We start from the raw sequence: 20,357 nt of genomic DNA on the forward strand, positions 1-20,357 counted from the left end.
GCCCCCGCACGAACCTCAGCGGCGGTGCGAAGCGGGCCGCCGGTGCGATCCCGCCCGCGCCCCCTCCTGCGCTGCCGACGCCGGATCACCCGGCCCCGCGAACCACCTGACGACGCCCGTCGACGAACCGCGCATCGTCTCGACGACCCGCCCCACGGGACGGGTCGCCAGACGTACGAGCAGGAGGGCGAGCGCGGCGCCCAGAAGCAGGCCCACCGCCACGTCATGCGGATAGTGCACGCCCACGAAGACCCGCGAGAACGCCATGAGGACGGCCATCGGCAGCGTCAGCGCCGCGATCCGCGGCCAGGCGAGCGCCAGACCCACGGCGGCGGCACCCGCGATCGTCGAGTGGTTGCTGGGGAAGGACCAGTCGCCGTACGCGGGGCACTCGACGATCGAGGTGACCGCGCCGGCGACGGCCCGGCACGGACGCTCCTCGTCGATCGCGGACTTGAGCATCTCGCTGCAGACGTAGGCCACCGCCGTGACGAGGGGCGCGAGGACAGCTATCGCGAGGGCGCGGGGGTCCGAACGCCGTGCCCGCCACCAGGCGACGATGAAGAGCGCACCGAAAAGCAGCAGTCCGAGTTCCGTCCACACCTCGGCGAGATGCTGGAACCAGGTAGGGGTGTCGTTGGCGAAGTCGGTGACATCGCGATAGAGATCGTCGGTCATGGTGTCCATGATTACGGACGGTACGTAGTGGGTCCGAATCGTCACACCCGGCGATCGACCCGTCACGCCCCCTGACGAAAGACAGGGGTAAGAAAGCGGAGTTAGTGGTTCCGTGATGATGATCCGCAAACTTTGTGACTCTGGGCGGCGGGTGGGGCAGGACAAGGCCCGGATCTCTCGTAAGGTTTGGGCCGTGGGATCTCTGCGCAATCCGGTCGGGCCGCTTCCCTCCACCATCTACTGGCGTCGGAGGGCCGTTCTGCTGTCCTTGATCGGACTGCTGGCGCTGCTGGCCGTGTGGGTGATCACCATGGGCGGTGGGGGCAAGAAGGACGGTGCCGACGGCCCGTCGGGCTCCGGGCCCGCCACGTCCATCACGCCAGGGCCTTCCGGCTCCGGGCCCGCCATCAGTCAAAACCCGGGCGGGCGCGAGGAGTCGGGCGACGGGGGCGACTCCGGCTCGGGCGGCTCCGGTGGCTCCGGCGGCGGCTCAGGTGACCCCGGAGGGTCCGACGGCTCGGGCGGCTCCGGCGGCGGCGACGGCAGCGGCTCGGACGACGGCGCCAAGGGCGGCGGCGGTGCGGGCGGACAACTGCCCGCGGGGTCGAGCCTGCCCAACTGCGTGAGCGGTGACGTGAAGTTGAAGCTGAAGAGCATCCACAACCGGTACGAGGTCGGCGAGAAGCCGAAGTTCGAACTCGTCGCCCAGAACAGCGCGGGCAAGGCATGCAAGGTGGATCTCGGCGGCAAGAAGACGGTGCTGACGATCACTCAGGCGGACGGCGACAAGGAGATCTGGTCCTCGGCGGACTGCCCCGCGGGCGGCGGCAGCCTCCTGCTGCGGGTGCCGGGCGACGGGCGCGTCACGCACACCGTGGAGTGGGACCGCCGGGGGAGCGAGCCGAACTGCGCGACGCCTTCGGCGGGCAGCGCGTCCCCCGGCACGTATCTCGTGGAGGCCAAGTCCCCCGGACTGGGTTCGGTGAAGACGTCGTTCGTCCTGGAGGACAGCTGACCGTCGGGTGACCGGGTGGGTGGGCGTGAACCACCCACCCAGCAGCATCCTCCCGCTTTAGACGTACCGCTCCAGGATCGACGACTCGGCCAGGCGCGAGAGACCCTCACGGACACTCCGGGCCCGCGCTTCCCCCACCCCGTCCACGGTCTGCAGGTCATCGACGCTCGCGGCGAGCAACTTCTGCAGCCCCCCGAAGTGCTCGACCAGGCGGTCGATGATCGCGCCGGGAAGGCGCGGCACCTTGGCGAGCAGGCGGAAGCCCCGCGGGGAGACCGCGGAGTCCAGCGCCTCGGGGGAGCCGGTGTAACCCAAAGCCCGTGCCACGGTGGGCAGTTCGAGAAGTTCCGCGTGGCTCAGCGCGTCCAGTTCGAAGAGCGCCTCCTCGACCGTGCGGGAGCGCTTGGCGGTCGGCTCGGGCACGTAGTCCCGGACGACCAGCTCGCGCTCGGGCTCGACGCCCGCGATCAACTCGTCCAGCTGGAGGGCGAGAAGACGGCCGTCGGTGCCCAGCTCCACCACGTACTCGGCGATCTCCGTGGCGATGCGGCGGACCATCTCCAGGCGCTGGGCGACGGCGGTGACGTCCCGCACCGTCACCAAGTCCTCGATCTCCAGGGCGGACAGGGTGCCCGCCACCTCGTCGAGGCGCAGCTTGTACCGCTCCAGGGTCGCGAGGGCCTGGTTCGCGCGGGACAGGATCGCCGCCGAGTCCTCGAGGACCTTGCGCTGCCCGTCCACGTAGAGCGCGATGAGGCGCATCGACTGGGAGACGGAGACGATGGGGAAGCCCACCTGCTTGGACACGCGGTCCGCGGTGCGGTGCCGGGTGCCCGTCTCCTCGGTGGGGATCGTCGGGTCGGGGACGAGCTGCACGCCCGCCCGCAGGATCTTGGTGATGTCCTTGTCGACGACGATGCCGCCGTCGAGCTTGCACAGCTCGCGCAGCCGCGTCGCCGTGAACTCGACGTCCAGGATGAATCCGCCCGTACACATCGATTCGACGGTTTTGTCCCAGCCGAGGACGATGAGCCCTCCGGTGTTGCCGCGGAGGATGCGTTCCAGTCCGTCGCGCAGGCCCGTGCCGGGCGCGACCGCGCTCAGGGAGGCGCGCATCAGCCCGTCGGCGCCGGAACTCCCACCGGGCTTGCCGGGAGCTGACGCCCGGTCGTTGGCTGCCACTGCACTCCTCGGGTCGCGGGTTGTCCAAGCCCCGGTCCGTACGACCGCTTCGTACGGATGGGCGAGACCAGGGCAAAGTCTACCGGCGCTCTTCGGCCTCCCGTGGGGCCTCTCTGCGACGCGACCTCGGAAGTACCCGTAGCGCGTCCCCCATGTCGGCGACTTCGGTGACCTTCATACCGGCCGGGATCTTGCCCGGGTCGGCCGGGACAAGGGCGTGCGTGAAGCCCAGACGGTGCGCTTCGGCGAGCCTGCGCTGCACTCCCGTGACCCGTCTGACCTCGCCCGCCAGGCCCACTTCGCCGATCGCGACGAGATTTTTCGGCAGCGGGGTGTCGCTCGCCGCACTGGCCAGGGCGAGGGCGATCGCGAGGTCCGCGGCGGGCTCGGAGAGCTTCACGCCGCCGACCGTCGCGCTGTAGATGTCGCGCTTGCCGAGTGCGGTGATGCGGCCCCGCTGTTCGAGGACGGCCAGCATCATCGAGACGCGGGAGGTCTCCAGACCCGACGTGGTGCGCCGGGGGGAGGGGATCTGGGAGTCGACGGTGAGGGCCTGGACCTCGGCCACCAGGGGGCGGCGGCCTTCGAGCGTGACCGTCAGACAGGTGCCGGGGACGGCCTCCGTGCGGCGGGTGAGGAAGAGGCCGCTGGGATCGGCGAGGCCGGTGATGCCCTCGTCGTGCAGTTCGAAGCAGCCGACCTCGTCCGTCGTCCCGTAGCGGTTCTTGACGCCTCGTACGAGACGCAGGCGCGCGTGGCGGTCGCCCTCGAAGGACAGGACGACGTCCACGAGGTGTTCCAGGAGGCGGGGTCCCGCGATGGCGCCGTCCTTGGTGACGTGGCCGACCAGGAGCGTGGACATGCCGCGCTCCTTGGAGGCGCGGATCAGCGCACCCGCCACCTCGCGGACCTGGGCCATGCCGCCCGGCGCCCCGTCGATCTCCGGGGAGGCGATCGTCTGGACCGAGTCGAGGATGAGGAGGGAGGGCTTCACCGCGTCCAAGTGCCCGAGGACGGCGGCCAGATCGGTCTCCGCCGCGAGATAGAGGTGGTCGTCGATCGCCTTGATGCGGTCGGCGCGCAGCCGGACCTGGCTCGCGGACTCCTCACCCGTCACATACAACGTGCGGTGTTCGTCGCTTGCCGACTTCGCCGCGACGTCCAGGAGCAGCGTCGACTTGCCGACGCCGGGCTCGCCGGCGAGCAGGGCCACGGCGCCGGGCACCAGGCCGCCGCCAAGGACGCGGTCGAACTCGGGGACGCCGGTGGAGCGTGCGGTGGCCCGGCGGCCGTCGACCTCGCCGATGGGCAGGGCGGTGGAGGTGACGCGGCCGGGGGCGGTGGTGCGGACAGCGGGCGCGCCGTACTCCTCGACCGTGCCCCAGGCCTGGCACTCGGGGCAGCGGCCGAGCCACTTGGCCGTCTGCCAGCCGCACTCGGTGCAGCGATAGGACGGCCGGTCTTTGCCGGACTTCGTACGGGCAGCCATGAACCGAACCGTAGCGGGCCCCACTGACATTCACCGACGGCGGCCGACTGTGCGAGAGGCGAACCGTTTCGGGCGCGTGCGCGGGTCACGGAATCATGGGTTCCTGTCCCCTTTTGAGGGATCTGTTCACCCGTAAGGATTAAATGTGCTCAAGTGGGAGGAGAGGCCCGGCATCATCCGCCTAACTTCGCACGGGTGATGAGCAGCAGGCCGGAAACCCCCACCCAAGCAACCGGCGCACACCGGGCGCATCGTGACGCGCGCCAGCGCGTTGTGCCCCGCTCGGTGCCGCAGGCGCCGCCCGCACGCTATGAGCCCTGTCTGGACGGCCTGTTCACGTACTGCCTGTCCGTGCTCTGCGATCACGACACCGCGACCGCCGCCCTGGGCGACGTGCTCGCCATCGCCGAGCGACGCGGCTCACGCGGCCCCGCCACCGAGGCCGAACTGAGGTCCTGGCTGTACGCACTCGCCCGCTGGGTCTGCCTGCGCGCCCTCGCCGAGGCCAAGCGCAAGCGGCAGGGCGGCGCCCACGCCTCCGGAGCGGCTCCCCGCGCACCGAAACCGGACGGACCCGCGCACGGACCCGCGAACGGCCCCGCGGACGGCCCCGAGACGCTCCCGGACGAGAAGGAGCGGCAGCGGCGCCGCGAACTCGCCCAGCTGGCCTGGCCCGAGGCCGCGGGAACGACGCCCGAACAGCGCGAGGCCCTGGAGCTCGCCGTACGCCACCAGCTCAGCGCCAAGGAAGTCGCCGCGGTCATCGGCATGGACCTCGTGAAGACCCGCGACCTCCTCGCGTCCGCCGCCTGCGAGGTGGAGCGCACCCGGGCCGCGCTCGCCGTCGTGGAGACCGGCACCTGCCCGATCGTCGCCCGCCTCACCGGCGACAACCAACTCCTGCTCGGCACGGCCCTGCGCCGCGAGCTCGTCCGGCACGTCGACGACTGCCCGCGCTGCCGCCGCACCGCCGAGCGCGCCGGATCCCCGGCCTGGCCCGGCACCGCGGCGTCCCCCGCCGCCCTGCCGGTCATCGAGGCCCCGCGGGCCGCCGTGCACGTGGCGATGGCGCACGTCCCGCGCGCGCGGGGCGGCGGTCCGCGCTTCGACCGGCACGGATTCCCGATGGACCCCAAGGACCACGCCGCCCGCCGCGACCGGATGCGCGCGCGTGCCGTGACGACGACGGTCGTCGCCACCGTGGTGGCCGCCCCGGTGCTCGCCCTCTGGGCGGCCTACCGGGGAGCGCCGCTCACCGGCGAGGGCCAGGACGGCCGCTCGGTCAGCGCGAGCGAGGCCGGGGCCGACGGGATGAACGGCGACCGGCGGCGCGAGGACTACGAGAACGCGGGCAACGCCCACACGCCGCCCGACCCGCGCTTCACCGCGGGCAGCCGCTCACCGGACGTCTCCGTGGAGGTCATCAGCGCCGGATCGCCCCCCTCCCGTTCCGCGACCGGAGCGGGCCGCCTCACCGTCCAGGCACGGCCGAGCGGCGGCACGACCTTGATCACGCTCTCCGCGTCAGGGGGCGAGCCGGTCCACTGGTCGGCGAGCACGGGGGCGTCCTGGCTCTACCTGAGCCGGTCCTCCGGGACACTCGCACCGGGGGAGACGTTCACGATCCGGGTGTACGTCGACCATGCGCGGGAGCCGGCGGGCCACTGGAGCGCACGGGTCTCCGTCGCGCCCTCGGGGGCGATCATCTCGATCGGCGGCTACGGCAGCGGTTCGGGGCGCCCGACACATCCCGGCCCCAGGCCGACCCCGACCCCACCGAAGCCGAGGCCGACGCCTACTCCTGATCCGACCCCGACGCCTTCAACCCCGGACCCGACCCCGACGTCCCCCGACCCGACGCCGACGCCGTCAGACCCGGGGAACTCGACACCACCGCCGAGTGACAGCGGCGGGCCGAGCCCGAGTGAGGGCTAGTCCCTCAAGGGCCCGGTCCCTCTACCGCGAAGGATCCGCCGGATGCGGCGCAAGCAGAGGCAGCTGGGAAGCGAGCCGCTCCTCGCACAGCTCCGCGAGCCGGTCGTACCCCTCCTTGCCCATCAGCTCCGTCAGCTCGGGGCGGTAGGAGACGTACACCGGGTCACCGGCGCCGTGCGCCGACGTCGCCGACGTGCACCACCAGTGCAGATCGTGGCCGCCGGGGCCCCAGCCCCGCCGGTCGTACTCCCCGATGGACACCTGCAGGATGCGCGTGTCGTCGGGCCTGTCGATCCACTCGTACGTCCGGCGGACCGGCAGCTGCCAGCAGACGTCCGGCTTCGTCTCCAGCGGCTCGCGGCCCTCCTTCAGCGCCAGGATGTGCAGCGAGCACCCCGCGCCCCCGGCGAAACCGGGGCGGTTCTGGAAGATGCAGGAGCCGTTGTACGGGCGGGTCTGGCGCTCGCCGTCGTCGTCCGTCGACACCCAGCCGCTCACCGTGCCGATGTCGTGGTGCTGCCAGATGTCCGGCGTGAGCCGCGCCACGGACTCGGCGACGCGCTTCTCGTCGTCCTCGTCCGAGAAGTGCGCGCCCAGCGTGCAGCAGCCGTCGTCCGCCCGGCCCGCCTGGATGCCCTGGCAGCCACTGCCGAAGATGCAGGTCCACCGAGAGGTCAGCCATGTCAGATCGCAGCGGAAGACCTGCTCGTCGTCCGCGGGATCCGGGAACTCCACCCAGGCGCGGGCGAAGTCGAGGCCCTTCTCGTCCGGCTGCACCTTCCCCGGTTTCCCCGGCTTCTCCGGCTTCCCCGACATCTTCTTTGACTTCGTTTTGTCGGTCTTCGCCTTTTTCGTCTTTGGCACATCTCCAGGGTATGCGCGCGGTACCCGGTCCGAGGACCAGCGACCGCCGTACGCGCAGTAGCGTTCCGTATATGAGACTCGGTGTCCTCGACGTAGGTTCGAACACGGTGCATCTGCTGGTGGTGGACGCCCACCCCGGCGCGCGCCCCCTGCCCGCCTACTCGCACAAGGCGGACCTTCGCCTCGCCCAACTCCTCGACGAGGCCGGGGCGATCGGCCCCGAAGGCGTCGACCTCCTCGTCGGCACCGTGCGTGACGCGATGGAGGCGGCGGAGGACAAGGGCGTGGAGGATCTGCTGCCGTTCGCGACCTCCGCCGTACGCGAGGCCGGTAACGCCGATCAGGTCCTGGCCCGCGTCAAGGAGGAGACCGGCGTCGACCTGCAGGTCCTCACCGGCGCCGAGGAAGCCCGCCTCACCTTCCTCGCGGCCCGCCGCTGGTTCGGCTGGTCGGCGGGAAAACTCCTGGTCATCGACATCGGCGGCGGCTCCCTCGAAATCGCGTACGGGATAGACGAGGAGCCGGACGCGGCGGTCAGCCTGCCGCTCGGCGCCGGCCGCCTGACCTCGGCCTGGTTCAGCCAGGACCCGCCGGACCCGGCCGACGTGAAGGCGTTGCGGCGGCACGCGCGCGCCCAGATCGCGCGCACGGTGGGCGAGTTCAGCCGCTTCGGCGCCCCGGACCACGTCGTGGCGACGTCGAAGACGTTCAAGCAGCTGGCCAGGCTCGCGGGCGCCGCACGCTCCGCCGACGGCCTCTACGTCCAGCGCGAGCTGAAGCGGAAGTCCCTGGAGGACTGGGTCCCGCAGCTGGCGGCGATGACGACGGCCGAGCGCTCCGAGCTGCCCGGAGTCTCCGAGGGGCGGGCCGGGCAACTGCTCGCGGGGGCGCTCGTCGCCGAGGGCGCCATGGATCTCTTCGGGGTCGAGACGCTGGAGATCTGCCCCTGGGCGCTGCGCGAGGGCGTGATCCTGCGCAGGCTCGACCACCTTCCGGCCACCCAGGTGGCCACCACCGACGACGGCGCGTAGACACACGGCTCGGCGGTCGGGGACATACGTCACATACGACCCGGGTGTGGGGGAGACCACCTCCCGTACGCCCAGGCGTGGCCCGTACGCTGTCCCTCGTGGCAGAACCAGTGGTGCGCATCCCGGATGCGAAGGTCGCCCTGTCGACGGCCTCGGTCTATCCGGAGTCGACGGCGACGGCCTTCGAGATCGCCGCGCGCCTCGGCTACGACGGCGTCGAGGTCATGGTCTGGACGGATCCCGTCAGCCAGGACATCGAAGCCCTGCGCAGACTCAGCGACTACCACCAGATCCCGATCCTCGCCGTTCACGCGCCATGTCTCCTGATCACGCAGCGCGTGTGGTCCACGGACCCGTGGGTGAAGCTCCAGCGCGCGCAGGTCGCCGCCGAGAAGCTGGGCGCGTCGACCGTCGTCGTGCATCCGCCCTTCCGCTGGCAGCGGGGGTACGCGAACGCCTTCGTCGACGGCATCTGGCGGATGGCCGACGAGACGGACGTGCGATTCGCCGTCGAAAACATGTACCCGTGGCGCTACCGCGACCGCGAGATGCTCGCCTACGCCCCCGACTGGGACGTCACCAAGGACGACTACCGCCACTTCACGGTCGACCTCAGCCACACCGCGACCGCCCGCGCGGACGCCATGCAGATGATCGACCGCATGGGCGACCGCCTCGGGCACGTCCACCTCGCCGACGGCAAGGGCTCCGCCAAGGACGAGCACCTGGTGCCGGGCCGCGGCACCCAGCCGTGCGCCGAACTCCTGGAGCGCCTCGCCACGAGCGGCTTTGACGGCCACGTCGTCATCGAGGTCAACACCCGGCGCGCGATGTCCAGCGCCGAACGGGAGGCGGACCTCGCCGAGGCCCTTGCCTATACGCGGCTGCATCTGGCGTCCGCGGTGAAGGTGCCCCGGTCGTGACGGCGGCGGCACAGGGCGGGTCGGCACAGGGCGGGTCGGCACAGGGCGGGGCGGCTCCGCGCCGCAGGGGGCGCCCCTCCCGTACGCAGTCGGCCGTGGGCCCCGCCATGCGGGACCGCATCCTGGAGGCGGCCCGCACCGAGTTCTCCGCGCGGGGGTACGAGAAGACGTCCGTGCGCGGGATCGCCAAGGCCGCCGGGGTGGACTCGGCGCTGGTGCACCACTACTTCGGCACGAAGGAGCAGGTCTTCGAGTCGTCGATCGAAGTGGCCTTCGCGCCCGCGCTCGACGCGCCGTCGGCGATCGAGGACGGCCCGCTCGACGGCGTCGGCGAGCGCCTGACCCGCTTCATCTTCGGCGTCTGGGAGAACCCCGCCACCCGCGTCCCGCTCCTCGCGATCGTGCGCTCGGCGGTGAACAACGACACGGCGGCTGCCGTCTTCCGCCGCCTCATCGCGACGCAGCTGCTCGGCAGGGTGGCGGATCAGATCGACCAGCCGGACGCCGAGCTGCGGGCGGAGCTGGCGGCCGCGCAGCTGGTCGGCACGGCGATGCTGCGGTACGTGATCCAGGTGGAGCCCCTCGCATCCGCCGACCCGGAGGCGATCATCGCGCGGATCGCGCCGGTGGTGCAGGGACATCTGACCGGTCCCTGAGCCCGCCTCGTACGGAGTCCCCGGCCGTTCGCGGAGTCCCCGGCCGTTCGTACGGAGTCCCCGGCCGCTGGTACGGAGACCCGGCGGTCGTACGGAGTCCCCGGTGGCCGCTCACCGAGACGGTCGTCCCGCTATTCGGACAGCCTGTCCAGATCGTGGAGCGTCGGCGTACGCTCGAGGACAGTCGATCCTTATGTCTCTCCCGATCCCTGAAGGAGCGAGCGACGATGCCCGAGCTCAGGTCCCGCACAGTCACCCACGGCCGCAACATGGCGGGCGCACGCGCCCTTATGCGTGCCTCCGGTGTACCCGGCGCGGACATCGGGCGTAAGCCGATCATCGCCGTCGCCAACTCCTTCACGGAGTTCGTCCCGGGCCACACCCACCTGCAGCCGGTCGGCCGCATCGTCTCCGAGGCGATCACGGCGGCGGGCGCCATCCCCCGCGAGTTCAACACGATCGCCGTCGACGACGGCATCGCTATGGGCCACGGCGGCATGCTCTACTCCCTGCCCTCCCGCGACCTGATCGCGGACTCGGTGGAGTACATGGTGGAGGCGCACTGCGCGGACGCGCTGATCTGCATCTCCAACTGCGACAAGATCACCCCCGGCATGCTGAACGCGGCCCTGCGCCTCAACATCCCGACGGTCTTCGTCTCCGGCGGCCCGATGGAGGCCGGCAAGGCCACGCTGGTCGACGGCACGGTCCGCAAACTCGACCTGGTCAACGCGATCAGCGACGCGGTGGACGAGAACGTCTCGGACGAGGACATCCTCCGCATCGAGGAGAACGCCTGCCCGACGTGCGGCAGCTGTTCCGGCATGTTCACCGCCAACTCCATGAACTGCCTGACCGAGGCCATCGGCCTCTCCCTGCCGGGCAACGGCTCGATGCTCGCCACGCACACCGGCCGCAGGGCGCTGTACGAGAAGGCGGGCGCGACGGTCGTCGAGATCGCCAAGCGGTACTACGACGGGGACGACGACTCGGTCCTGCCGCGCAACATCGCCACCCGCGCCGCCTTCGACAACGCCATGGCGCTCGACATCTCCATGGGCGGCTCCACGAACACGATCCTGCACCTGCTGGCCGCCGCCCAGGAGGCGGAGCTCGACTACACCCTGGCCGACATGGACGCCGTCTCGCGCCGCGTCCCCTGCCTGGCCAAGGTCGCCCCGAACGTCGCGCCCGGCGGCACGTACTACATGGAGGACGTGCACCGCGCGGGCGGCATCCCCGCGATCCTCGGCGAGCTGTACCGCGCGGGACTCCTGAACGAGGACGTGCACACGGTCCACTCCGCGTCCATCAAGGACTGGCTGGACACGTGGGACGTGCGCGGCGGCTCCCCGTCGGACGAGGCGGTCGACCTCTGGTACGCGGCCCCGGGCTGCGAGCGCTCGGCGACGGCCTTCTCCCAGTCGAAGCGCTGGGACACCCTGGACACGGACGCCGCGGGCGGCTGCATCAGGGACGCGGCCCACGCCTACTCGGAGGACGGCGGCCTCGCGGTCCTCAAGGGCAACCTCGCCGTGGACGGCTGCGTCGTGAAGACGGCGGGCGTCGACGAGTCGATCTGGACCTTCGAGGGCCCGGCCGTGGTCTGCGAGTCGCAGGAAGAAGCGGTCGACAAGATCCTCAAGAAGGAGATCAAGGAAGGCGACGTGGTCGTCATCCGTTACGAGGGCCCCAAGGGCGGCCCCGGCATGCAGGAGATGCTCTACCCCACGTCCTTCCTGAAGGGCCGCGGCCTCGGCAAGGCCTGCGCCCTGGTCACGGACGGCCGCTTCTCCGGCGGCACATCGGGCCTGTCGATCGGCCACGCGTCGCCCGAGGCGGCGTCCGGCGGCACGATCGCCCTGGTCGAGGACGGCGACCGCATCCGCATCGACATCCCGAACCGCGGCATCGAACTCCTCGTCGACGAGTCCGAACTGACCCGCCGCCGCGAGGCCCTCGGCGGCGTCTACGCCCCCAAGTCCCGCGAGCGCAAGGTCTCGGCGGCACTGCGGGCGTACGCGGCGATGGCCACGAGCGCGGACCGCGGCGCGGTGCGAGACGTGTCGAAGCTGGGCTAGCCGCCTGCCTTTTGACGTGGGCCGGGCTGGGGAAAGGAACCCCGGAGAGGAATCCCGGAGAGGATCCCCGGAAGGGAACCCCACCCTCCGCAACCACCCCACCCCGCCCACGCGTCCCCCAAGTGACGAACACGCCAAGGGCGGCCGGGAGCCGCCGCTCACGGGGGAGAGAAGCATGAGCGAGAACGTCATAGCACCGGAATCCGCAGAGGAGATCGCAGCCGCGGCGGCCACGACGTACCCGATCGTGGCGGACGTCAACGTCCGCTCAGGCCCGGGCACGTCCTACGGCAAGGTGGGCCGCCTCTCGGCAGGAACCCGAGTGACGATCCACTGCCAGAAGCCGGGCGAGAAGGTCACGGGCCCGACCGGCACATCGAAGCTCTGGGACCGCATCGGCAGCGGCCGCTACGTCTCCGACACGTACGTCCGCACCGGCAGCGACGGGTACGTGGCACCCCGCTGCTGATCCACACCCGTACGGGGCTCAGGAGCCGCCGCAGTTCACCCGGACTTCGGCGGCTTCGTCGCGTCGAACGAGAACACGGTGTTCTTGGCCGCCGCCACGAAGATCACCCGCCCCGAAACCGCGACCCGCGGACTCGCGTTCACCTCACCGCCGAGCCCTTCGGCCCGCGGATCGGTGCTCCACAGAGTCCTGCCCCGCGGTGAAACGGCGACCACACGCCCACTGGGCGAGCTGAAGTACAGCGCACCACCGCTCGCCGTCGGCCCGGAGGCCCCTTCCACACCCGTCTGCCGTGACCACTTCTGGCGCCCGGTCGCGGGATCCACCGCGCTGATCCGCCCGGTCGGCTCCGCGAAGTAGACCGTGCCGCCGGCGATGCCGGACGTGGCGTCGTACGTCGTCCGCAGCGGCCGGGACGACACGCGACCGCTGCCCGGCTCGACCCGCAGCACCTTGTCGTACCCCAGGAACTCGGGCCCCTTCAACCGCTGGTGCAGGAGCACGAGCCTGCCGTCGTCGCCGCCCACCGGGTGCACGGGCCCCTCGACCGCGACACCCTTGCCGAACGTCCCCGACGTGAGGTCGAGGGTGTGGATGACCGGATTGCGCACCTCGACGTTCGCGACCTGGGCGGACGGCGCGCACATCGCGTACATCCGCTGACCGGCCGGGACCGGCGTGCACTCCGAGCCCGCGGGGAACGGCGTCGACCAGAGCATGCGCCCGCTGTGCGCGTCCCTGGCCTCGACCCGCGTACGGCCAGGCTCTACCGACAGGACCGTGGAGCCGGAGAGAGCCGCGTCCTGCGACCGGCCGGTGTAGATCTGGGACTGGCCGCTGATCGGACGGGACCACAGTTCCCTGCTGGTCCGGGCGTCCAACGCCACCAGCTTGACGGGTTCGTCGGACGAGGCGGCGTCGTCCGGGATGCGGTAGCCGAGGACGGTGTCGTCCGTCGCGCCCACGATGTGCATGCCCTGCATGGGTACGCCGGGGCTCTTGACCTTCCAGATCTCCTTGCCGTCGGAGATCCGCAGCCGGGTCGCGACGACTCCGCCGCCCCCGCAGAACAACGCGTCCCCGCGCGGCACGCAGCGCACCTCGTCCGGGATGCCCTTGTCGTTGGGCACACTCGTGCGCCACGGCCGGTAGCCGTCGGGCAGGGTGGCCTCGGCGGCCGCGACGGTGCGGTCCTTGCCGTCGTCACCGTCGGCGCCGGTGGATTCATCGGACGAGCCGAGCTGGAGCGCCGCGATGCCACCTCCGAGGGCGGCCACGGCGACGGCGGCGGCGAGCACGGTGCGCCAACGGCGGCGCGGCCGCGGGGTGGCGGGGGTGCTTCCGGTCCCGTCACCCGGAGAGGAGGGACGATGATGCTGCGTATCGATGTCCCGCGTACGGCTGGCCCGCGCCCCCGCCGCGTCCCCCATCTCGACCGGCAGGTCCCGCAACCGCTCGAGGAGCTGGTCCGCCGAGGGCCGCGCGTCAGGGTCCTTGTCGAGGCACGGCTCGACGACGGCCCGCAGTGCGGCAGGCACCGCAGCCAACTCCGGCGCCTCATGCACCACTTGATACGCCGTCATGTACGGACTGTCCGTGTCGAACGGCCCCTGCCCCGTCGCCGCGTACACCAGCAACGTGCCCAGCGAGAAGACGTCGGAGCGTGGCCCGACCCCGCGCGGAGCCTGCAACTGCTCCGGCGACATGAACGGCGGCGTACCGATGACCCGCCCCGTCATCGTCAGCGTCTGCTGGTCCGCGGCGCGCGAGATGCCGAAGTCGATGACGCGTGGCCCCTCGGGCGAGAGCACGACGTTCGAGGGCTTCAGGTCGCGGTGCACGACACCCACGCGGTGGATGTCACGCAGCGCCTCCGTCAGGCCGATGGCGAGCGTGCGCAGCTCCGCGCCGGCCAGCGGGCCCTTCTTGGCGATCTCCTGGGCGAGCGTGTGCCCCTCTATATAGGCCGTCGCCATCCACGGATACTCGGCCTCCGGGTCGGCGTCGACCACGGCGGCGGTGAACGCGCCGCTCACCCGCCGCGCCGCGGCCACCTCCTGCCGGAAGCGGATACGGAACTCCTCGTCCCCCGCGAACTGCTGGTGGATCAGCTTGATCGCCACGGGTCGCCCCGAAGCCGTACGCGCCAGATAGACCGTGCCCATGCCGCCCGAGCCGAGGCGCGCCTCAAGCGGGTAGCCGCCGATCTCGGCCGGGTCACCTCCGCGGAGCGACACTCTTTCGACCTCCTCGTCCCGCGTGCACCAGTTTTCGCAGTTCTCACATGAGCCCGTTTATCTGTCCCGCCCCACAAACTAGCCGCCAAGTGGTACGGCAGGGCAAGGCGGGGGACGAATAGGGCGCGCCTGCCCGGCGCCGCCGCGCCGGGGCCGCCCCGGGCGATACTCGAAGGGTGAGCGCAGATTCCAGCACCCCCGACCGCACGGCCGCGACGGCCCCCGGCCCGCAGCCCGAGCCCCTCCGCTTCTTCGGCACGACCTGGGTCGGCCACGACAACGGCTACGGCGCGCGCCGCGCGGGCGTCGCGGTGGGCTCGCTGCTCGCGGCGGCGGCCGGCTGCTTCGTGCTGCGGTTCGCGTACGAGGGCATGGCCATCGCGGACGTGGGGACGTTCGTGAACTTCCTGGTCCTCATCATGTTCTCGATCTGCAGCGCGATCGCCTTCCGCCGCACCTGGGAGGGCTTCACCCGCCGCCACGACCCGGCGTCCCAGTCCTCGATGCGCGGCCTGCTGACGATCGGCTTCGTCGGCGTACTCCTCGCCTACTTCGTCCGCTCCCTCACCGAGGCCCCCGGCGAAGAACTACACCGCAAGGAATACGAGGCAGCCCGCCAGCAGTACACAAAACGCACAACCCGCCGCACAGGCAACCCTTCCCAAAAAAAGAAAAGGCCCCAACCCCGGCAGCACTGACCGCTCCTGCAAGAAGAGAGGGCTTACCCCTGGAGCGCGGGCCGCTCCCGAAAGAAGATAGGGGTTGCCCCTGGAGCGCGGGCCGCTCTCGGGTGAAGTGGCCCTGCCGCCCGAAGCGCGGGCCGCTCCCGGGTGAAGTGGCCCTGACCTCCCTCCGAAGCACGGGCCTCTCCCGGGTGAAGTGGCCCTGACCCCGAGCGCTGGCCTCTCCCGGGTTAAAGGGGCCCACCCCCCGGAGCGTTGGCCTCTCCTGAGTGAAGGGGGCCCCGCCACCACCCCCACCCGCAAGAAGAAGAGGGCCCGCCCCCTGGAGCGCCGCCGTCTCCCGGGTGGAGGGGCCTGTCCCCGAGCGCCGTCCTCGCCCGCGAGAAGAAGAGGGCCTGCCCCTGGAGGGCGGGCGTCTCCCGGGTGAGGGGGCCTGCCGTTGAGCGCGGGCGTCTCCTGGGTGAAGAGGCCCTGCCCCCCGAGCGCCGTCCCCTCCCGCGAGAAGAAGAAGGCCTGCCCCCCCCGGAGCGCGGGCGTCTCCCGGGTGAAGAGGCCCTCCCCCCCCGGAGCCGCCGTCCCCTCCCGAGAGAAGAAGACCTGCCCTCCCGGAGCGCGGGCGTCTCCCGGGTGAAGGGGCCCTACCCCGGAGCGCGGGCCCTTCCAGCGCGACGAGGGCCTGACCCCGGAGCGCGGACCTCTCCCGAGCGAAGAGAGCCTCCCCCCGGCGCCCCGTCCCTCCCGAGTGAAGAGGCTCCGCCTCCGAGCCCGCACGCAAGGTGTGTGGCCCTCCCTTTGCGTGTCCGGCAACCCGGGCGCACGCACGGGACAGTCACGCACCGCTCCAAGCGCCGCCCGCACGCGCGCAGCCGCGCGGGCTCATCTACCTCACCGCTACCTCACCGCTCTACAGCGACGGTCGCCGCCCTTGACGGCCCCGGCCTTCTAGGCGCCATAATCATCACATGATGAATATAAAGGAGCCGCCCGCCATCGAGGCGCGGGACCTGACCGTCATCCGAGGCACCCGAACAGTCCTCCGTGGCCTGAACTTCACCGTCCCGAAGGGCCAGATCACCGGACTCCTCGGCCCCTCGGGCTGCGGCAAATCCACCCTCATGCGCGCCACGGTCGGCACCCAGGCCAAGGTCACCGGCACCCTGAAGGTCCTGGACCAGCCGGCCGGCGCCCCCGCCCTCCGCTCCCGCATCGGCTACGTCACCCAGAGCCCATCCGTCTACGACGACCTGACCGTCCGCCAGAACCTGGACTACTTCGCCGCCGTCCTCGACCCCGGCCGAGGCCCCGCCGCCCACCGCCGCCACGAACACGTCACCCGCGCCATCGCCGACGTCGACCTCACGACCCACGCCGACGCCCTCGCGGGCAACCTCTCCGGCGGCCAGCGCAGCCGCGTCTCCCTGGCCGTGGCCCTCCTCGGCGCCCCGGAACTCCTCGTGCTCGACGAACCCACCGTCGGCCTCGACCCCGTACTCCGCCGCGACCTGTGGAACCTCTTCCACTCCATCGCCGCCGACCGAGGCACCACGATCCTCGTCTCCTCCCACGTCATGGATGAGGCCGAGCGCTGCCACCGCCTCCTCCTGATGCGCGAAGGCGCACTCCTCGGCGACGACACCCCTGAGGCCCTCCGCACCCGCACCGCCACCCCGACCGTCGAAGCGGCCTTCCTGCACCTGGTCGACCAGGCCACCGCCGCGCAGGGCGACACCCCCACCGGCAGCACCACCCCCTCCGGGAGCCTCCGATGAACACCTACCGCACCTTCGCCACCGCGGCCCGTGTCCTGCGCCAGCTCCGCCACGACCCCCGCTCCATCGCCCTGATGCTGCTGGTCCCCTGCGTGATGCTGCTGCTCCTGCGCTACGTCTTCGACGGCAGCCCGGAGACCTTCGACTCCATCGGCGCCTCGCTCCTCGGCATCTTCCCCCTCATCACGATGTTCCTGGTGACCTCCATCGCCACCCTCCGCGAACGCACCTCCGGCACCCTCGAACGCCTCCTCGCCATGCCCCTCGCCAAGGGCGACCTCATCGCGGGCTACGCCCTCGCCTTCGGCTTCCTCGCCGTCATCCAGTCCGTCCTCGCCACCGGCCTCGCACTCTGGGCCCTCGGCCTGGACGTCACCGGCTCCGCCTGGCTGCTGCTCCTGGTCGCGCTCCTCGACGCCCTGCTCGGCACGGCCCTCGGCCTCTTCGTCTCCGCCTTCGCGGCATCCGAGTTCCAGGCCGTCCAGTTCATGCCGGCCGTGATCTTCCCCCAGCTCCTCCTCTGCGGCCTGTTCACCCCCCGCGACAACATGGCACCCGCCCTCGAAGCGATCTCCAACGTCCTCCCCATGTCGTATGCCGTGGACGGCATGAACGAAGTCCTGCACCACCCCGACATCACCGGCGACTTCGTACGCGACGCGGTCATCGTCGCGGGCTGCGCCGTACTCGTCCTCGCCCTGGGCGCCGCAACCCTCCGCCGCCGCACGGCCTGACCCACCAATGCGAGGATGACCTCACCTGGCCGAGGCGCTGCCCCGCTCCCGGCCGAAGCGCCGACCCGCACCCGGAGGGTGACCACACATGCCCCAGCCCGTCGCAGTCCTCGGCACCGGCAAGATCGGCGAAGCCCTCCTCAGCGGCATGATCCGGGCCGGCTGGGCCCCAGCCGACCTCCTGGTCACCACCCGCCGCTCCGAACGCGCCACGGAACTGCGCACCCGCTACGGCGTCGACCCCGTCAGCAACGCCGAGGCCGCCAAGCAGGCCGACACCCTGATCCTCGCCGTCAAGCCGCAGGACATGGGACGCCTCCTCGAAGAACTCGCCCCGCACATCACCCCCGATCGCCTGGTCATCAGCGCCGCCGCCGGCATCACCACCTCCTTCATCGAGGAGCACCTCGCCGAGGGCACTCCCGTCGTCCGCGTCATGCCCAACACCCCGGTCCTCGTGGACGAGGGCATGTCCGTCATCTCCGCGGGCAGCCAGGCCACCGCCGACCACCTCGCCCACGCCGAGGCGATCTTCGGTGCCGTCGGCAAGACCCTGCGCGTCCCCGAGACCCAGCAGGACGCCTGCACCGCACTCTCCGGCTCAGGACCGGCGTACTTCTTCTATCTGGTCGAAGCCATGACCGACGCGGGCATCCTCCTCGGCCTGCCCCGCGACAAGGCCCATGACCTCATCGTCCAGGCCGCGATCGGCGCCGCCGTGATGCTCCGCGACAGCGGCGAACACCCGGTCAAGCTCCGCGAGAACGTCACCTCCCCTGCCGGCACGACCATCAACGCCATCCGCGAACTCGAGAACCACGGCGTACGAGCAGCCCTCATCGCCGCCCTCGAAGCCGCCCGCGACCGCAGCCGCGAACTGGCCTCCGGCAGCAACAGCTGACCACCCGGTGCCGGGGCGCGCCCGGCCACGCCCCGGCACCGGCCCCCGCGTCTCGCCTACCGCCCCTCGTCCACCGGAGGCAGCAGGCCGATCGCGCGATAGGCGGTGTCCACCGTCGGCCTGGACATCTCCCTGGCCCGCTCAGCTCCCCGCCGCAACACCTCCTCCACATACGCGGGATCAGCAACCAGCTCTTTGTGCTTCGCCTGCAGGGGCCTCAACATCTCCACCACGGCGTCGGCGGTGTCCTTCTTCAAAGCCCCGTACGACTCATATACACCGCTCAAGCCCTCGGGGTTCCCACCCTCACAAGCCGCCAGGATCTCCAGCAGGTTCGAGATCCCCGGCTTGGCCTCCCGGTCGTACTCGACCTCGGTCCCGCTGTCCGTGACAGCGCGCAGGATCTTCTTCCGCACGACGTCCGGCTCGTCCAGCAGGTAGACGATCCCGGCGCCGGCATCGCCGGACTTCCCCATCTTCGACAGCGGGTCCTGCAGATCCATGACCCTGGCCGCCACCTTGGGATACGTGGCCCGCGGCACCACGAACGTGTGTCCGTACCGCTGGTTGAACCGCACGGCCAGATCCCGGGTGAGCTCCACGTGCTGCACCTGGTCGTCCCCGACCGGCACCTCGTCCGCCCCGTACGCCAGGATGTCGGCCGCCATCAGCACGGGATAGGTGAGCAGCGACAGCCGCACGCTCCCGCCGCGAGCCCGCTCAAGCGCCGACTTCTCCTTGTACTGGATCATCCGCCGCATCTCGCCGTCCGTCGCGACGCACTCCAGCAGATACGAGAGCCGGGCGTGCTCGTCCACATGACTCTGTACGAACACCGTGGCCCGCTCGGGATCGATCCCCGACGCGAGCAACAGCGTGGCCGCCTGCCGACTGAGCCTGCGCACACGGCCTGGATCGTGGTCGACGGTCAAGGCGTGCAGGTCGACGACGCTGAACAGCGACTCGGCCCGGTGCTGATCAACTTCTGCCCACTGGCGCACGGCACCCAGGTAGTTCCCCAAGGTCAGGTGCCCGGTCGGCTTGATCCCGCTGAAGATCCTCGTCATCTCTCCGCCTCTTGGTCAGGACCGCCGGCCCGACGACCGGGCTCCGGGTCCTCCAGGGGAGAAACAAGAAACGGCCGCCGAAGTCGGCAGCCGTTGAGTACATGCGTGTGTACGGCCGCCGTCAGGCGGCCCACCACTGTTGGGTGTGCGCATGTGTGGTCACGTCTCCTACGGTAGCTCCTGGGGGTCACCGTGGACCAGGGTTGACACGCCCAGAGCGCGTACGTAGTGTTCTCCGAGTTGTCCGGCGTGAGCGCCGACCCCTGGTCGGTCCGCGGGCAACCATTCCGCACAACCATTCAAACGATCGATGCCGTGTCATCTTCGATGCCCCGTCGTCTGCTCGTTTTCATGCGCTTTTGCGAAATGAGGAATCCGCGTTCGAAAGGGCGCCCCCGATTAGGTCGGGGAGCAGGATTCCGCTAATGTCTCACTCGTCGGAACGGCCCAACAGCCGGGAAGACAAGCCCCGCTGACTGGGAATCAGGCCCGAAAGGATCTGATAGAGTCGGACTCGCCGGAAAGGGAAACGCGAAAGCCGAAAGGCTGGAGCGGGAACCGGAAAGGCACCGAGGAAATCGGACACGAAAGAGTCTGATAGAGTCGGAAACGCAAGACAGCAAGACAAAATGAAACACCGAAG

General features: G+C 70.9%; 17 protein-coding genes. 11 read left to right on the plus strand and 6 right to left on the minus strand.

The annotated features are described in order from the left end of the window. Positions 1-15: 15 nt before the first annotated feature. Positions 16-687 carry a phosphatase PAP2 family protein gene (locus tag ACWD02_RS28735; protein WP_451215301.1) on the minus strand — a complete coding sequence of 224 codons (672 nt, stop codon included), beginning with the start codon at positions 685-687 and terminating at the stop codon, positions 16-18. A gap of 184 nt (positions 688-871) precedes the next feature. On the opposite strand from ACWD02_RS28735, the gene ACWD02_RS28740 reads away from it, so the two are divergent. Beyond that, positions 872-1,693 (plus strand): hypothetical protein, encoded by an 822-nt coding sequence (locus tag ACWD02_RS28740; RefSeq protein ID WP_451215303.1) that lies wholly within the window; start codon positions 872-874, stop codon positions 1,691-1,693. Positions 1,694-1,750: 57 nt separating this feature from the next. Here the strand turns inward: ACWD02_RS28740 and disA are convergent, their stop codons facing one another. Both disA and radA read right to left on the minus strand, forming a co-directional pair. Next, positions 1,751-2,875, minus strand: coding sequence for a DNA integrity scanning diadenylate cyclase DisA (gene disA, locus ACWD02_RS28745; protein ID WP_363210644.1), 1,125 nt, complete (start codon positions 2,873-2,875; stop codon positions 1,751-1,753). A gap of 79 nt (positions 2,876-2,954) precedes the next feature. Beyond that, on the minus strand, positions 2,955-4,364 hold the full coding sequence (radA, locus tag ACWD02_RS28750; protein WP_451215305.1) for a DNA repair protein RadA: 1,410 nt from the start codon (positions 4,362-4,364) through the stop codon (positions 2,955-2,957). A 198-nt stretch (positions 4,365-4,562) separates the two neighbouring features. Here radA and ACWD02_RS28755 point away from each other — a divergent pair, with 198 nt between their 5' ends. Further along, positions 4,563-6,299 (plus strand): BACON domain-containing protein, encoded by a 1,737-nt coding sequence (locus ACWD02_RS28755; RefSeq protein ID WP_451215307.1) that lies wholly within the window; start codon positions 4,563-4,565, stop codon positions 6,297-6,299. 21 nt (positions 6,300-6,320) lie between these two features. Here the strand turns inward: ACWD02_RS28755 and ACWD02_RS28760 are convergent, their stop codons facing one another. Continuing rightward, a complete protein-coding gene (locus ACWD02_RS28760; protein WP_451215309.1) occupies positions 6,321-7,163 on the minus strand; it encodes a hypothetical protein in 843 nt (280 codons plus the stop codon). Between the two features lie 71 nt (positions 7,164-7,234). On the opposite strand from ACWD02_RS28760, the gene ACWD02_RS28765 reads away from it, so the two are divergent. The 5 genes from ACWD02_RS28765 to ACWD02_RS28785 all read left to right on the plus strand — a co-directional run bounded on the left by ACWD02_RS28765 (position 7,235) and on the right by ACWD02_RS28785 (position 12,323). Then, positions 7,235-8,194: a Ppx/GppA phosphatase family protein gene (locus ACWD02_RS28765; RefSeq protein WP_451215311.1), complete on the plus strand. Its 960-nt coding sequence runs from the start codon at positions 7,235-7,237 to the stop codon at positions 8,192-8,194. Between the two features lie 98 nt (positions 8,195-8,292). Further along, the gene (locus ACWD02_RS28770) at positions 8,293-9,117 is read left to right on the plus strand and encodes a sugar phosphate isomerase/epimerase family protein (RefSeq protein WP_451215313.1); all 825 of its coding nucleotides are present in this window, start codon (positions 8,293-8,295) and stop codon (positions 9,115-9,117) included. Between the two features lie 95 nt (positions 9,118-9,212). Further along, entirely contained in the window at positions 9,213-9,773 is a 561-nt protein-coding gene (locus ACWD02_RS28775) for a TetR/AcrR family transcriptional regulator (RefSeq protein ID WP_451215361.1), read from the plus strand. A gap of 227 nt (positions 9,774-10,000) precedes the next feature. Further along, positions 10,001-11,854, plus strand: coding sequence for a dihydroxy-acid dehydratase (gene ilvD / locus ACWD02_RS28780; RefSeq protein WP_451215315.1), 1,854 nt, complete (start codon positions 10,001-10,003; stop codon positions 11,852-11,854). A 175-nt stretch (positions 11,855-12,029) separates the two neighbouring features. Next, on the plus strand, positions 12,030-12,323 hold the full coding sequence (locus ACWD02_RS28785; RefSeq protein WP_451215316.1) for an SH3 domain-containing protein: 294 nt from the start codon (positions 12,030-12,032) through the stop codon (positions 12,321-12,323). Between the two features lie 35 nt (positions 12,324-12,358). Here ACWD02_RS28785 and ACWD02_RS28790 read toward each other — a convergent pair whose 3' ends face one another. Beyond that, the gene (locus tag ACWD02_RS28790; RefSeq protein WP_451215318.1) at positions 12,359-14,560 is read right to left on the minus strand and encodes a protein kinase domain-containing protein; all 2,202 of its coding nucleotides are present in this window, start codon (positions 14,558-14,560) and stop codon (positions 12,359-12,361) included. A 176-nt stretch (positions 14,561-14,736) separates the two neighbouring features. Between ACWD02_RS28790 and ACWD02_RS28795 the strand changes: the two genes are divergently transcribed. From ACWD02_RS28795 to proC, 4 genes are all read left to right on the plus strand, one after another. Next, the gene (locus ACWD02_RS28795) at positions 14,737-15,258 is read left to right on the plus strand and encodes an EamA/RhaT family transporter (protein ID WP_451215320.1); all 522 of its coding nucleotides are present in this window, start codon (positions 14,737-14,739) and stop codon (positions 15,256-15,258) included. 947 nt (positions 15,259-16,205) lie between these two features. Further along, positions 16,206-17,012: an ABC transporter ATP-binding protein gene (locus tag ACWD02_RS28800; RefSeq protein ID WP_451215322.1), complete on the plus strand. Its 807-nt coding sequence runs from the start codon at positions 16,206-16,208 to the stop codon at positions 17,010-17,012. Beyond that, a complete protein-coding gene (locus tag ACWD02_RS28805; RefSeq protein WP_451215324.1) occupies positions 17,009-17,746 on the plus strand; it encodes an ABC transporter permease in 738 nt (245 codons plus the stop codon). Before ACWD02_RS28800 ends, ACWD02_RS28805 begins: the two co-directional genes overlap by 4 nt. Before the next feature lie 88 nt (positions 17,747-17,834). Continuing rightward, entirely contained in the window at positions 17,835-18,647 is an 813-nt protein-coding gene (gene proC, locus ACWD02_RS28810) for a pyrroline-5-carboxylate reductase (RefSeq protein WP_451215326.1), read from the plus strand. A 56-nt stretch (positions 18,648-18,703) separates the two neighbouring features. Here the strand turns inward: proC and trpS are convergent, their stop codons facing one another. Next, positions 18,704-19,714 (minus strand): tryptophan--tRNA ligase, encoded by a 1,011-nt coding sequence (trpS, locus tag ACWD02_RS28815; protein ID WP_451215328.1) that lies wholly within the window; start codon positions 19,712-19,714, stop codon positions 18,704-18,706. Positions 19,715-20,357: the final 643 nt, after the last annotated feature.

The sequence above is a fragment of the Streptomyces sp. NPDC002853 genome (genome assembly GCF_053591915.1).